Origin of the sequence: Nocardioides sp. LS1 (assembly GCF_003865225.1) — a bacterium.
GTDB lineage: Bacteria > Actinomycetota > Actinomycetes > Propionibacteriales > Nocardioidaceae > Nocardioides > Nocardioides ginsengisegetis.
On sequence record NZ_BIFF01000001.1, the window covers coordinates 647,103 to 661,756 of the forward strand.

The 14,654-nt window shown below is 64.8% G+C and carries 12 protein-coding genes; 9 read left to right on the plus strand and 3 right to left on the minus strand.

Annotation, left to right across the window (positions count from 1 at the left end; translation table 11 throughout):
- Window positions 1–508 precede the first annotated feature (508 nt).
- The 6 genes from EJF31_RS03090 to EJF31_RS03115 all read left to right on the plus strand — a co-directional run bounded on the left by EJF31_RS03090 (window position 509) and on the right by EJF31_RS03115 (window position 9,010).
- Window positions 509–2,041 carry a sugar ABC transporter ATP-binding protein gene (locus EJF31_RS03090; RefSeq protein WP_125035613.1) on the plus strand — a complete coding sequence of 511 codons (1,533 nt, stop codon included), beginning with the start codon at window positions 509–511 and terminating at the stop codon, window positions 2,039–2,041.
- Complete coding sequence (locus EJF31_RS03095; RefSeq protein ID WP_125035614.1) at window positions 2,038–3,096, plus strand: ABC transporter permease; 1,059 nt, start codon at window positions 2,038–2,040, stop codon at window positions 3,094–3,096. The genes EJF31_RS03090 and EJF31_RS03095 overlap by 4 nt, the downstream gene beginning before the upstream one ends.
- A gap of 35 nt (window positions 3,097–3,131) precedes the next feature.
- Window positions 3,132–4,673: a class I adenylate-forming enzyme family protein gene (locus tag EJF31_RS03100; RefSeq protein ID WP_125035615.1), complete on the plus strand. Its 1,542-nt coding sequence runs from the start codon at window positions 3,132–3,134 to the stop codon at window positions 4,671–4,673.
- Window positions 4,674–4,878: 205 nt separating this feature from the next.
- Complete coding sequence (locus EJF31_RS03105) at window positions 4,879–6,036, plus strand: serine hydrolase (RefSeq protein ID WP_125035616.1); 1,158 nt, start codon at window positions 4,879–4,881, stop codon at window positions 6,034–6,036.
- 245 nt (window positions 6,037–6,281) lie between these two features.
- Window positions 6,282–7,709, plus strand: coding sequence for an amidase (locus EJF31_RS03110; RefSeq protein WP_125035617.1), 1,428 nt, complete (start codon window positions 6,282–6,284; stop codon window positions 7,707–7,709).
- 170 nt (window positions 7,710–7,879) lie between these two features.
- The gene (locus EJF31_RS03115; protein WP_125035612.1) at window positions 7,880–9,010 is read left to right on the plus strand and encodes a sugar ABC transporter substrate-binding protein; all 1,131 of its coding nucleotides are present in this window, start codon (window positions 7,880–7,882) and stop codon (window positions 9,008–9,010) included.
- A 196-nt stretch (window positions 9,011–9,206) separates the two neighbouring features.
- Here the strand turns inward: EJF31_RS03115 and EJF31_RS03120 are convergent, their stop codons facing one another.
- Entirely contained in the window at window positions 9,207–10,022 is an 816-nt protein-coding gene (locus EJF31_RS03120) for an IclR family transcriptional regulator (RefSeq protein WP_221767438.1), read from the minus strand.
- A 106-nt stretch (window positions 10,023–10,128) separates the two neighbouring features.
- On the opposite strand from EJF31_RS03120, the gene EJF31_RS03125 reads away from it, so the two are divergent.
- On the plus strand, window positions 10,129–10,704 hold the full coding sequence (locus EJF31_RS03125; protein WP_125035618.1) for a helix-turn-helix domain-containing protein: 576 nt from the start codon (window positions 10,129–10,131) through the stop codon (window positions 10,702–10,704).
- Window positions 10,705–10,725: 21 nt separating this feature from the next.
- On the opposite strand, the gene EJF31_RS03130 is transcribed toward EJF31_RS03125, so the two are convergent.
- Complete coding sequence (locus tag EJF31_RS03130) at window positions 10,726–11,664, minus strand: 3-carboxyethylcatechol 2,3-dioxygenase (RefSeq protein ID WP_125035619.1); 939 nt, start codon at window positions 11,662–11,664, stop codon at window positions 10,726–10,728.
- A complete protein-coding gene (locus EJF31_RS03135) occupies window positions 11,661–12,647 on the minus strand; it encodes a zinc-binding dehydrogenase (RefSeq protein WP_125035620.1) in 987 nt (328 codons plus the stop codon). Before EJF31_RS03135 ends, EJF31_RS03130 begins: the two co-directional genes overlap by 4 nt.
- A gap of 371 nt (window positions 12,648–13,018) precedes the next feature.
- Between EJF31_RS03135 and EJF31_RS03140 the strand changes: the two genes are divergently transcribed.
- Window positions 13,019–14,305, plus strand: a complete 1,287-nt coding sequence (locus tag EJF31_RS03140) for an aromatic ring-hydroxylating dioxygenase subunit alpha (protein ID WP_185736117.1) — start codon at window positions 13,019–13,021, stop codon at window positions 14,303–14,305.
- The gene (locus EJF31_RS03145) at window positions 14,302–14,637 is read left to right on the plus strand and encodes a non-heme iron oxygenase ferredoxin subunit (RefSeq protein WP_125035621.1); all 336 of its coding nucleotides are present in this window, start codon (window positions 14,302–14,304) and stop codon (window positions 14,635–14,637) included. Before EJF31_RS03140 ends, EJF31_RS03145 begins: the two co-directional genes overlap by 4 nt.
- Window positions 14,638–14,654 lie beyond the last annotated feature (17 nt).

The following is a 14,654-nucleotide window of genomic DNA, read 5'->3' on the forward strand; positions in this document are numbered from 1 at the left end:
GTCCTGACGAGCGTCTCGCCCTCAGCTGGCTCAGGTACGGGAGCGTCGGTGACAACCGGCGGCGTACCCCGGGAAGTTTGGTGCAGGGCGGTCACGACAAACGAAATCAAGAGGCCGAGACCTCGACTCGATACATCGGATCCATCCGGTGTGGGGACCGCTCCTGCACTCTGACCGTGGGCTGCGTGGGCATGGGCTTCGACCTCGATGGGTGGTGGCGTGTCTGATGTGGCAGACGCGCCCGAGGTCTCGCAGCCAGGATCACTGCTGATTGCGGTGAGGCTGCCACCGTGTTTCGCTGAGCGAACCCCTCGCTCATGGGTAACCCGATTTCAGCCCACACTCTCGGCATCTCGACGGTCCGGGTCAGCGATCACGCCGAACGGCGTCATCACGTGACCGTTGGCACCTCAGGAGCAGGACATGGACTCAGGTACGGCCGTTGGTACGGCACATCACTGCACAGAACCCTCCGCTGCGCATGTGACTGCGGGCGGAGACGAGTGACGTGAAGCCCTTGGTTGGCACAGACCTGGCGCTGGACGCCACTGGCATCGTGAAACGCTTCGGGTCGGTCCTGGCCTTGGACGGAGCCGACCTCCGGGTGCGCCCTGGTGAGGTGCACGGCCTCGTTGGCGCCAATGGGTCGGGGAAGTCGACCATGCTGAAGGTGGTCTCGGGCCAGCTGGCTCCCGACGTCGGTCAGCTGAAGTTGGACGGTCATCCCGTGACGCTACGTGGACCGCGCGACGGCCTGGCACATGGTGTTGCCGCGGTGAGCCAGGAGTCGACGCTCGCCCTGGGATTGAGTGTGACCGAGAACGTGTTGATGGGTCGTCGCTTGGTCAAGTCTCGCGGAACGATCTCGATGGCCCGCAGCATCGAGCGAGCTCAGGAATTTCTCGACCTGGTGGGCTACCGCGGATCTGCAACGGCGCTGGCGGGAACCCTGAGACCCGATGCGCGGCAGCTGGTCGAGATAGCTCGGGCCCTCTCCTTCAAGACTCGCTTCCTGATCCTCGACGAGTCGACGAGCTCGCTGACGTCCGACGAGGTCGGCAATCTTGGCGAGCTCGTTGATCGCCTCCGCAACGCTGGGCTCAGCGTCCTGTTCGTCTCCCACAGGATGACCGAGGTGCTGGCCTTCTGCGACTCCCTCACAGTGCTGCGTGACGGCCGGACGGTCTCCCGAGGGAACGTCGAAGACTACGACGAGGCCACGCTCGTGACCGCGATGACCGGTATCGACGAGAAGATGCGGTCAGCGCGAGATCGAGAACATGTCATTGAGCGGACCGAGCGCGTGGGGGACCCGCACGAGGGGCTCTCGTTGCGCGGGTTTCGAACCGCCTCCATGCGGAAGGGAATCGACCTGGACGTGCCGTCCGGCCGGATCGTCGGTCTGTGCAGTCAGGAACAGGTGATCCGCAGCGAAGTTCTACTCAGTCTCGCCGGCATGCAGCCTCGCAACGGAGGTACCGCACGTCTGCATGATCAGCCATATGAACCAAGATCGGGCAAAGATGCGCTGACATCCTCCGTGGGTTTCGTCTCGGCCGATCGGAGAGCCGATGGCTTCGTTGGGGACATGTCGATCCGAGACAACTTCGCCCTCCTGAGCACGTGGTCCTCGGGCCGACTCAGGATGCGGAACACTCGCAAGGAGAAGCAGGCCGCTGAGAGGGCACGGGAGTGGATGAGCATCCGTTCCGGCTCGGTCGACGCAGCCGTGGCCACGTTGAGCGGTGGAAACCAGCAGAAGGTTGTCCTCGGCAAGTGGCTGGAGGTCGGGCCGAGACTGCTGCTGCTCGACGAGCCGACGCGCGGGGTCGACATCAGTTCGAAGCTCGAGATCTACGAGACCTTGCGGCACTCGGCGAAGGACGGGATGGCCATCCTCGTCTCCTCCTCCGAGGACGAGGAGCTGATTGCCTGCTGCGACACGATCGCCGTTGTCGGACGACGCGGCCTGGTTGCACTGCTTGACGGCCCGACGACAACAGCAGCTGAACTCGCCGACTACGGAACAAGGGACCAATGAGCACCGAACAGAACACCGAACCGACCACGCAGCCGAGCGCGCACACCACCACCACGGTCGCGAACTCGCGCAGTACGACGGCTTCACTTGTCGCGATGCTGGGCCGCTGGCGGTTCGCAACCGTACTGCTACTCCTCATCCCGTTGACCGGATACTTCTACCTCAGCGAGCCGACGTTCGGAACCTCCAACAACGTGCAGAACCTGCTGACCGGCGCGTCGATCACGTGGATCGCGGCCATGGGCATGACCTTTGTGATGCTGTGTGGTGGCTTCGACCTGTCGTTGGGCTCGCTGTTCGCGCTCTCGGGTGTCTTCCTGGTGTGGCTCTACAACGACGTCGGCATGGACTCCATGGTGGCGATCCTGGCGACGATCGTGTTCGCAGCGCTGATCGGAGGGGTGCTCAACGGACTGCTGATCGGCCGGCTCGGCCTCTCATTCCTCGTGGTCACTCTGGGTACCATGTCCATTCTGAGAGGGGCCGTGAACGTCGCGTCCGGAGGTGCCACGACCTCGATTGACTCGCCCCTCATTAGCCGGATCGGCTTCGAGTCGATCATCGTCCCGATCCCGATCTTGCTGATGATCGCCACGTACTTCGTCTCCCTCTTCGTGCTGCGCAAGACCTACCTCGGGAGAGACGTCTACGCCGTCGGCGGCAACCCGGACGCTGCACGGTTGTCCGGTATCAACGTCGCGAGAACCATTGCCTGGGTCTATGCGATCGCGGGGATCGCGGTAGCGATCGCCGCTGTCGTCCAAGTAGGTCGTATCCAGGCCGCCAGCCCCATCGTAGGTGCCACGCTCCCGTTGGACGCGGCTACTGCGGTTCTCCTGGGCGGCACCAGCTTCAAGGGAGGCGTCGGCTCCGTCACGGGTACGGTCGTCGGCGTCCTCTTCTTGGCGGTCCTCCAAAATGGACTAGCGCTGGCGGGCGTCCAGAGCTACTGGAGCGAGATCGTGAGCGGCACGGTCCTCGTCGGCGCGATCGCTGCCGACCGCATTCCAGCGCTTCGAGACACGCTGCGCGCGAGACGTGCAGCCACCGCCTGAAGTTTCGTTCTCGTCGAGACGGAAGGATTAGCTGGATGCGGCCCATCACTCACTGGGTCGAGCAGCACGCGTTGCGCCGCCCCGATGCCGAGGCACTCGTCGACCTAGGCAGCGGCACGCGCGTGAGCTACGGCGTCCTCTGGAATCGGATCCGGTCCGTGGCGCACGCGCTTCAGCGCGATTGTCAGGTGGCGGTTGGGGATCGGGTCGCGATCCTGTCGCGAAACGACAGTCGCGTGATCGAGGCAATGTACGCCTGTGCCCTTTTAGGCGCGATCGCGGTGCCGCTGAACTGGCGCTTAGCACCAACCGAACTGGCCCAAGTGTGTCGTGATGCAGAACCGCGGGTGATCCTGGCCGAGGATGCGCAGGCCTCGGTCTGTGCGCAGGTCAGGGCACTGGACCCGCACCTGCCACCCGTGGTGTCGTGGAGCAGTAACCGGGTCGCGAGGGACGGCTATGATCTTATGGCAGACGCTGGCGTGCCCGATGGCTGGGCTCCGACCGACGTCGACGAGGAGGCGGTGTGGACGATCATCTACACCTCCGGCACCACCGGCAGGCCGAAGGGGGTCCAGACGACCCACCGGGCAGCGCTGGCGAGCATGCTCGGGATCCTGGTCGCCCACGGCATCAGCGCTGACAGCCGGGGCCTCACCGTTCTCCCAACCTTCCACGTAGCCGGGCTGAACCTCTTCACCAACCCGATCCTGTTCGCAGGGGGCTCTGTCCTTCTCGCGCGCGCTTTCGATTCAGTGCAGGCCCTGCATTTGCTGCGTGAGGCTGAGCCTGCGGTCACCCACTTCTGCGGCGTGCCGGCGAACTACCAGTTCATCGAGCGGTTGACAGAGTTCGAAAGTCGCCCGCTACGTCCATTCGTAGCTGTCGTCGGTGGCTCGCCGGTCCCACCAAGCCTTCTTGCCTCTTGGCGCGAGCGGGGTGTGCCGCTGTCGGCCGTGTTCGGCATCACCGAGGCAGGCGCCTGTGTGACGGCCGTTCCACCGGCGGCGGACCCGGGCGTCTCTGGTGCCGTTGGACTTCCGGTCCTGCATGCACGTTGCCGTGTGCAAGACGTCAACGGCAGCGACCTTGACCTGGGACAGATCGGTGAGCTCCAGATCTCCGGAGATGTCGTCTCGGTCGGGTACTGGCGCAACCAGGAGGCTACCGAATCAGCGTTCACCCGCGATGGCTGGCTGCGTACCGGCGATGCGGCGGCGATCCGCGAGGACGGTCAAGTCGTGCTCGTCGACCGGTGGAAGGACATGTATATCTCCGGCGGTGAGAACGTGTACCCCGCAGAGGTCGAGAACGTCCTCACCGATCATCCGGGCGTAGCTCAGGCAGCCGTCGTCGGGGTGCCTGACCCGAAGTGGGGCGAGACCGGTGTCGCGTTCGTGATGGCAGCCGCCGACGCTGTTCTTGAGGAGGCCGAGGTGCGCGCTTTCTGTCTCGAGCGTTTGGCTCGGTTCAAAGTCCCGGGTCGCGTCGTGGTCGTCCAGGACTTTCCGAGGAACGCAACCGGGAAGACCCTCAAGGGGGAGCTTCGCACCAGACTCTCCGATCGGGTCGACTAACGGCTGCGGATCCGTTGCCCTGAGCGGTGCACCGGTGCCGTGCCAGCCCACGGAACGCGACCTGGAGCGCCGGCTGGCCCGGGAGGAGAGTGTGGTCCCGGCAGTGTGCTTCTGCTGCCTCCACCTGCACTACCGGACCGTTGCGTGAGGGTGACTTCTTCGCTCCTGCGCTTACTTGACCTGCGACAGAGAGCTGAGGCATCCAATGATCGACGCCGGCACCATGCAACTGAGTGATCTCGCCCTCTTCACCGGGGTTCCGCAGCACCAGAACTTCTGCAGGATCTCTGAACTGCTTAACACCAGGCCGATGAGAGCGTCGAGCACCCCTCGGGCTTGGGTCACGAATCCGGGCTTCGTGATGGAGGACCGGTACGAGTTCGCAGGCCAGGAGAAGTCGCTCGAGCGGTTCCTCGAGGAGACGGACACCGCTGCGCTCCTGGTCATACACCAAGGCCGAATTGTTCACGAGTCCTATCGGCTGACCGGCGGCACCGACGTTCGCTGGCTGTCGATGTCCGTGGCAAAGAGCTTCATCTCCGCCCTTATCGGCATCGCTGTTCAAGAGGGGCATATCCGTAGCATTGACGATCCCATCAGCGCCTACGTCCCGGTGGAGCCAGGATCGGCGTACGACGGGGTTGCCATCAGAAGCGTGTTGCAGATGTCTTCCGGGGCGCGGTGGAACGAGGACTACTCCGACCCGGAAGCTGACGCGCTGCGACTCGCTGCTGCTACCTCTGGCGCGTACGGCGGGCATGAGGGCATCGTCGCGACGATGGTGAGGGAGAACGCGCCGGACACCGTCTGTCGGTACAACTCCTGCGACACGCAGGCGTTGGCCTCGCTGTTGCGGCACGCGACAGGTGAGCACCTGGCTGACTACATGCAGACGCGGCTCGCGGAGCCGCTTGGCTTCAACCACTCCGGGGCTTGGGTCGTCGACCCCGCTGGGGTCGAGATGGGATACGCGGGTCTGAACCTGACGGCACGCGACTTCGCGACGCTTGGGGAGCTGTACCTAAACAAGGGCGCCGTGGGCTCGCAACAGGTGGTGCCCCGGGAGTGGGTCGATGCCTCGGTGACTCCATCGGCTCCGCATGTAGTCCCGGGGAACGTGGTGGTCGGCGGAATGGTCGTGTCCGAGGGCTACGGGTACCAGTGGTGGATCCCGGCCGGCGATCGCGGTGAGTTCAGCGCCGTTGGCGTCTACAACCAGTACGTGTATGTCGACCCGACGAGTGAGGTGACGACCGTGAAGCTGTCTGCGAACCGGACCTTCGGCACGGCGGAGGACGAGGCCGTCAACCGTCACGACGAGACGATCGCGATGCTGCGAGCGGTCGCTCGACAGTTCGACTGACCACCAGTCGTCACCCAGTCATCCAGATGTGGCGCCCGTCCCGAGTAGCTGGGGCGGGCGTCTAGCACGGGTGGACGACCCTCGAGGAGGTCAGCGAGGTCGACGCACATTCTGTGCCGGGGAACGGAACGACGAATGCTCAGATCCCTAGGGCCGCAGCATGATCTGAGTCACAGGAGCACTGCTCGTCAACCGCGTCGACGTGCGATCAGACACGATCAGAACTCTGACAAACAGGAGGAGCGATGGGCAGCGACCGGCTCTCGATGGCGGAGTACAGCGAGTATGACGGCCGTGGACTCGCCGAGGTCATCGCATCCGGCCAGACCTCGGAGGCCGAGGTCGTGGACGTTGCTCGCGCAGCCATCGAGTCCGTCAACTCGGATCTCAACGCCTTGGCTCACCCGCTGTTCGAAACACCGCTTGAGCATCGAGGGAGCGGCCCGTTCCTAGGCGTCCCGTTCCTGATCAAGGACGTCGGGCCTTACGCAGCGGGCGTGCCGTTCAGCGTCGGGAGCATGTTCTTCGAGGGTGCTGTCGCTGCGCAAGATCACGAGCTCATGAGGCGGTTCCGGGACGCGGGCCTCGTAGCGATAGGCACGAGCGCGGTGCCGGAGATGGCAATCAGCTTCGCCACCGAGTCTCGCCGTCTGGGGCCCACGAGGAACCCATGGGACCTTCGACGTGGTGTCGGCGGATCGAGTGGCGGTGCAGCAGCACTGGTTGCCGCCGGCGCTGTGCCGGTAGCGCACGCCAACGACGGGGCGGGTTCGATCCGCGTCCCAGCCGCGTTCTGCGGCCTGGTCGGCCTCAAGCCGACGCGGGGGCGGACACCGACCGATGTCGAGACCATGTTCGGAATCGGCTACGAGTTCGCACTGACGCGGACGGTGCGAGACGCGGCGTACTTGCTCGATTGTGTCGAAGGCCCACAGCCGACGGCCAAGTACCAGATTGCGCGTCCTGCGGTCTCCTACGCCGAAGCCGTCGACAAGGCGATGCCGACCCTTCGTGTGGGGCTCATGACGCAGGCTTGGTCCGGCGTCGAGGTAGATCCCGAGTGTGCCGCAGCCGCCGTCGCCGTTGCCCAGGAGCTAGAGCGGATGGGCCATCAGGTCGAGGAAGTCGCTCCGTCCGTCGACCCCGCCAAGCTGCTGCGCGCCTACAGATCACTGACGACGGTCGCGCTGGCCGCCACCCTGGCGTCCTATCCCCGAGAGCCTAGTGATGATCTCCTGGAGGCAGTGTCCATGAGCCTATGGCGGGAGGCTCACGAATTGAACGCCGTGGAGATCGGTCTGGGGATCGCGGCATTCGACGACGTGTGCAGGGCTGCGGGTACGTTCTTCGAAGAATATGACTTACTGGTCACACCGACCACCGCGAGGACGGCGATTCCGCACGGCACACTGACCTATGACTCGCCTGATCACTCGGTTGAGACGTGGCTGGCGTCGATCTTCGAGGTCGCACCCTTCACTGCGGCGTTCAACATCGCCGGTCAGCCAGCCGTGAGTCTGCCGATAGCTCACTCCGGCGATGAGCTCCCGATCGGCGTCCAGCTCGTTGCTGGCTACGGACGTGAGGATCGCTTGCTCCAGGCCGCTGCGGTTCTCGAGCAGACCATGCCGTGGCGAAACCGTCGACCAACGGTGCATGTTGCGTCGAGGTGACCGGCCGCACTACTGAGGCCCCCCTCGTCTGACGACTCCGCGTGCGCGGGGAACCAAGAGTCTCGTGGCCTGCTCGGGTGGGGATCCACGTTGTCGACAGCTCATGGTGAGTTGGTCGATTCCACCGGAGCGGGTCGCGTTGACCGCCGTACATCTATCAGGAGTAGAACATGAACCGACTTACGATCACTCGCGGGGCGCGTGGTTGGGCGGGGTTGGCCGTCTTCAGCACGGTGGTCCTTGCTCTTTCGGCCTGCGACTCTGCGGCCGATTCCTCGGGTGATGTCTCGGGGGCGGACACGGGCGCGGCGTCGGTGTCGGCTGGACTGGACCCGGCCAAGCTCGTCGAGGGCTACACCGGCACGGATGCCGGCCTGCCTGACCACTATCCGGATGTCACCAAGCAGGATGGTGTGTCCTGCACGGTTGGTTGGTCGAGCCCGACCGAGGCGCAGGAGTCGTTGAAGACGATTGGCGAGGCGATGGCTGCTGAGGGTGAGCGGTTGGGCTGTGAGGTCAAGGTCGTTGACGCGAATTTGAGTGTCGACAAGCAGGTCAGCGACATCAAGCAGTTGGTCGCTGAGCATGTCGACGCAATCGTGTTCTACCCCCTCGACGGGCAGGCGCTCGTTCCAGTGCTGAAGGAGGCTGAGGCTGCTGGCATCAAGAGCATCGGTCTGGAGGTCAACGAGGGCAACCCGGCAGGCAGCACCGAGGGCATCGTGTCGCAGATCCAGCAGGCGATCGACAAGACCGCGTACGTGCAGATGAACGCGGTCGCGCAGATCAAGGCGGGCAGCAAGGTCGGGATCATCGGGATCGGGGTTCCGGTGCCGGCGTTGAAGTACGCCGCTGCTCGCCAGGAGTTCTGGGGCAAGGAACTCGGGCTGGACGTGGTCGGTACCCAGGACAACGCGACCGACGACCCGACTGGTGGTGAGAAGGCGGCCAGTGCGCTGATCGCCCAGAACCCGGACTTGGACGGGATCGTGTCCTACAACGATGCCTCCGCATTCGGTGCCTACTCGGCAGGTCGTTCGGCAGGCCTGACCGACCTGACCCTAGTCGGCTCGAACGGCGCGACCGACGCGATCGAGGCCATCAGGAAGGGCCGCCTGACCATGACCGTGAAGCTCCAGGTCGCCCAGGTCGGCCAGCAGGCCATGATCGGTGCCTACGGGGCGCTGACCGGAGTACCGCTCCCCGAGACGATCGCGCTCGCGGGGCAGGCCTACACCGCCTTCAACATCGACTCCTACACCACCTGGGCCCAGGACGTGGCAGCCATCGCGTCCCAGTGACACCCACCTCCTCCGCCGTAACCCGGTGGAACGAGGCTGAACACGTCGTCCCGGCAAGGCACTGCCTCGCCGGGACGACTGCATACATCCTCGGTCCCAACGCAAGCGCCGGCTGCCCGCGATCATGCGATGCGCTTCGCTCGCGTCCACCAGGAGCTCGGTCGTCGACCGTGGGCGTGCGAGGCGGGGTCGGGGGTCAGATGTAGCGGAGCCGCCGCCGAGCCAACGGTCCGTGGCGCACGAACCGGCTTGCGTCGCCCGCCACCTGCCGAAGCATTGCCTCGGCGGGACCAAGAGCGGCGAATGACGCCACAGAGACCGAGAGCGCCGCGATCGGGCGCCCTGCCGAACTCAGGATCGGCGTGGCCACGCAGAACAGCCCGGGCTGGACCTCTTCGAGATCGTAAGCCACTCCCAGTTGTCGTACTGTCGCGAGCTGTTCGCATAAGGCATCCGGGTCAGTGAGAGTAGCGGGCGTCAGCGAGGGAAGTGGTGCCCCCAAGAGCACCTTGAGCGCTGAAGCATCGTGGGCCAGCAATGCCTTGCCGACAGCAGTCCCGTGCGCCGCGACCCGTCCTCCGATGCGGGACGGCGAAGGAACCTGGCGGTGCCCGTAGAGCTTGGCGAGGTAAACCACGTCGGTGCCGTGCAGAGTCGCCAGGTGCACGGTGTCGTGGGTACGTCCGTAAAGCTCCGTCACGAACGGAGTGAGGGAGTCCCGGACGCGGTCGTGCTCGGGAGAATACACGTGGCGACCCAGCTCGTGGAGGCGCTCCCCGAGGCGGTACTGACGACCCACTCGTTCGACCACACCATTGCGTTCCAGAAGGCCCAGGACCCGGAACGCGGTCGACTTGCTCAGCCCCGACCGCCGTGCGAGCTCGCTCACGCCGACTCCCGAACTGGCATGCTCGCCGAACGCGAGCAGCAAGCTGACGGCCTTGTCGACTGCGGCACGGTCGTCGCGGACTCCGCGCGAGTCGGTGTCGTCCTCTTCGATGGCTGCCGTCACGGTGTGTCACTTTCAAGGAGCGATTGTCACTTCTTCTCCGAGTGTGCGCCAAGAGCCTGCGTCAGTCAACGTTGACAGTCCGTCACTTATAGATGACGATGCCTGCATGGACGAGAACCTGCTTGTGGCACGGAACGTTCGGCGATTCCGACTCGAGCGGGCCATGTCCATGGGGGAGCTCGCTAGGAGGTCTGGACTCTCGAAGCAGACGTTGTCGAAGATCGAGCAAGGTGTGGGCAACCCCACCGTGGAGACGCTTGCAGCACTGGCTTCAGCGCTGGACCAGTCGACTCGACGACTCCTGACTGAGTGGGGGACACCAGTCTTCGTCCAACGCAGCGACGAAGGCACGTGGACAGCCGGCAAGGGGTGGTCGGAACGCATGCTCGACGAGATCTACGGGAGTGGATACGTCCGGACGCTGCTGCTTCGACTAGAGAAAGGAGGCCGGGCTGAGGTCATGGAGGCCCACCAGCCGGGAACGCTTCATCACCTTTATGTGATCACCGGCCGGATGCGTACGGGGCCGGTTGTCGACCAGGTCGAGGTTGCGGCCGGTGACTTCGTCCGCTTCCCTGGAGACGTGTCGCACGTGCACACATGCTTGAGTGAGCGGGTCGTCGCACACATGGTCACGACGTTGCCCCAGGTGAGGCAGTTCGGGCCTCGGGTGCGGTCTTGAGCAACCCAGTGCGCCGTCGAGTCACCCGTGTGTCGCGGTCGCGACGGCGAACCCCGCGATCCATTCCGGGATTGCCTCGTAGAAGCGCGACCGCATCCGATAGTCCCCACTCGATGCCAGCGAGGCGAACGCGGCTATCCAGGTCCGGACCTCGTGCCCCGAGCCGCCACCTTCACGGCCCATCGCCTCGACTGTCCACTCGTCGAGCTCCCTGAGAGCACCGGCCTCAAGAATGTCGAGCAGTGCGTTGTCCCATGCGGGGTTGATCGGGATCATCGCGGTGGAACCAGCGGCATAGTCACGTCCCGCCTGCACGACTCTCTCCTCACCCCGAGCGCGCTGCTCAGGCGTCGGTGAGTGTCCCTCAATGAGGGCGTTTGCCACCCGTGGGGAAGCGCCCTCAAGGACGGGAACAGGCGGGTCGTGCGACAGACCGCCCGAGCCGAGGAACAGCACTCTCCTGTCGAGAGTGGCCGCGACTTCGCCGATCGCGGTGCCGAGAGCTCGGATCCGTGACACAGGCCCGAGTGGCGTTGCCACCCCGTTGACGAAGATGGGAACCACCGGGACCTGGTCGATACCACCGAACAGCACCTCGAGGGGCTGTACGAATCCGTGGTCGACGACCATCCTGGCCGACACCGTCAGGTCGATGCCCCGGTCGAGCACACCCTGGGCAAGGTACGTCGCGGCTTGTGTGTCGACCGAGAGGGGACCGACCTGGGAGCCGAAGTCGCCGACAGAAAGTGCCTCGGTGCCGAGGCAGAAGGGGGGCATCTCCTTGTAGAAGAAGCCGTTGTAGTGATCCGGGGCATAGAGCACCACGAGCTCCGGATCAAATTCCCGCACGAACCCTCGCGCATCGCCGACTGCCTCCGCCACGCGACTCAGGACGTCGCCCGGGGGGTCGTTCTTCCCGATCAGGGGAGAGTGCGACAGGCCGACGGCGACAGTGCTCATGCGGTCGCTCCTTCAAGAGCCGGGTTGATGACGACCTTTCCGGATATGTCCCCGTCGATCATCAGCTGGAAAGCCTTGTGGATCTCCTGCAGCGGCATGGTGCGATCGACTAGAGGGCGTACGCCAGTAACGAGGAGCATCCTGAGCAGACGAGTCATCTCGACGAGCGTGCACCCTGTCGAGCCCAGGATGCGCTGCTGGAGGTAGAACACTCGGCCCAGGTCCGCGGGCGGGTTCATCCCCGATGTGGCGCCGGCGACCACAACCGTCCCACCCGGACGCAAGCACCTGAGCGAGTGTGCCCAGGTTGCTTCGCCGACGGTCTCCACGACAACGTCGACCTTCTCCGGCACCCGGCCACCTGTCTCCAGGCCACGGGCACCCCAGGACTCCGCGAGCTCCAGCTTCCCTACAGAACGTGATGTCGCGTAGACGATTGCCCCGGCGGCCAGCGCAAGCTTGATCGCAGCCGAAGCCACACCGCCACCGGCTCCCTGGACCAGGACCCGGTCGCCAGCACGCAGAGCAGCCTGAGTGAACAGCATCCGGTAGGCGGTTCCCCACGCGACCGGAAGACACGCCGCTTCGTCGAAGCTCAGATTCTCAGGAATGGGCAGCAGGTTCCTGGTGGGGACGGTGAGGTACTCCGCGAAGGCGCCGTCGTGGCGTTCCGACAGCAGCGCCCGTTGCGGATCGAGCGTCTCGTCGCCATGCCCACGGTCGGGTGAGGCGATGATGGGATACACGACGACGCGTCGACCATCCTTGTCGTAACCGGCCGCGTCACAGCCAAGAATCCGGGGGAGTTGTTCGGCGGGGTGGCCAACTCCGCGCAGCGTCCACAGATCGTGCATGTTCAACGAGGAGGCCGCCACACGGACCATTGACCAGCCGGGAGCGACCTCGGGTAGCGGGACGTCAGCAAGCTCGAGACAGGACAGAGGATCGGTCGCGCTCTGGGCGACGGCGCGGGCAGCGAGCATGTTGCGACGTTTGCCCGCTGGCCGGCCACACGCCATCCCACGTGCCGCCGAGCGGAACGTCGGTGGTGAGAGCAACGCCGCGTGTCACACTTCGGACGCCCGACGTTTCGGAGAGACTCGGGTCGCTAGGTCGGCGGCGAGACCCGGTGTTCCGTTCGGTGGCACGTGTGGTTGTGGCGCTAGCGGCCGCTGCTGAGACTGCAGGTATGTCGATGACTCGCCGACCGTCTGGGCGGACACTGGAGGCCTCGTCCGGCGATGCTGCCGCAGAAGTCGCTGCCCAGGATCAGGAGTGCACTCCTCGCACCCTCGCGACGGGAGCGCCCAGCGGTCAGCTGCGACGCCCGGCGACACTGACGCAGAGCATCGACGTGTCCGGGCTCGTGGACTCGACCGGCGGTTACATCGACCGCGCGATCTTCACCGATCAGCAGCTCTACCAGCAGGAGTTGCAGCGCGTCCTCGCGCCGAGCTGGCTCTTCCTCGCGCATGCTGACCAGTTTCACAAGCCCGGCGACTTCTTCACGACCTACATGGGCGAAGACCCTGTCATCGTGACCCTCGACAAGAACCGCGAGCTTCGGGCATACCTGAACTCCTGCCGCCACCGCGGGGCCCGCGTCTGTCGAGCGGACATGGGGCAGACGAGGAACTTCACCTGCACGTATCACGGATGGTCCTACGACCTTGAAGGGAAGCTGGTCAGCGTTCCCAACCGGGCCGGGTACCCCGGCTCCTTCACCGTCGCGGACTGGGGACTGGTCGAGGTGCCTCACATCGAGACCTACAGGGGCCTCATTTTCGCCACCTGGAACCCCGAGCCCGTGCGTCTGCGGGAAGCTCTCGGCGGAATGGCTTGGTACATGGACGCCATGCTGGACCACGACGACCAAGGCACGGAGGTCGTCGGCGGCGTCCATAAGTGGGTGCTCGAGGGCAACTGGAAGCTCGCCGCTGAGCAGTTCGCTACCGACTGGTACCACGTCAACGTGAGCCACGCTTCGGCCCTGATGGTGATGACCCCGTCGGGCAAGAAGCCGAAGGACGAGATCGTCCACAGAACTGGTCGACAGTATGTGGACCCGATGGGCCATGGGGCTGGCTTCCCGGTGCATCCGAACAACCGTTTCGATGCGCGAACCGTTCACGACCACGTCGATTACAAAGCATTGCGGGAGCGCCTCGGTGAGGCCCGAGTGCAGGGCCCGCTCACCAACGGCCATGCCACTGTTTTCCCGAACTTCTCGTATCTCCCGGTCAACGGCTCGATCCGCGTCTGGCATCCGAAAGGCCCAGACAAGATGGAGGTCTGGGCCTGGACGATCGTCGACAAGTCGTGGCCGGACGAGGTCAAGGAAGCGCAACGGCTGTACAACCTCCGTACCTTCGGCCCCAGCGGCATCTTCGAGCAGGATGACGGAGAGAACTGGAGCGAGGTACAGGCGATCTCCCGCGGGTTCATCACCAACGGCGTTCCCCTGAACTACCAAATGGGGCTCGGCTCGGAGCGCGATGACGGCTCGCATCCCGGGACCACCTCGGAGCTGTACTCCGATGCCGCTGGGCGGTCCTTCTACCGACGGTGGCAGACCATGATGAGCACCCCCGCCTGGCACGAGAGCCCGCCCCCTGACACAGGGAACGAGGATCCCGCATGATCAACGGCATCCGGGTCGCGACCGTCGAGGAGATCCCCGAAGGGGAAGGTATCGCCGTATCGCGAGAACTGACTGGGACGGACGATGACATCGCAATTCTCCGCGACGAGGATGGAAGCGTCTGGGCGCTGAACGACACGTGCACCCACCAAACAGCGTCGCTCGCCGAGGGCTGGGTCGAGAACGGCCACGTCGAGTGTCCACTGCACTCGTCTAAGTTCTGCTTAAGGAGCGGGACCGTCGACGGACTTCCCGCCACGAGAGACACGGTGGCTCACCGTCTCGAGGTACGTGACGGCGAGATCTACCTCTATCCGAACGAGCGGCCTTGATTATGTGGCCGTCTAAC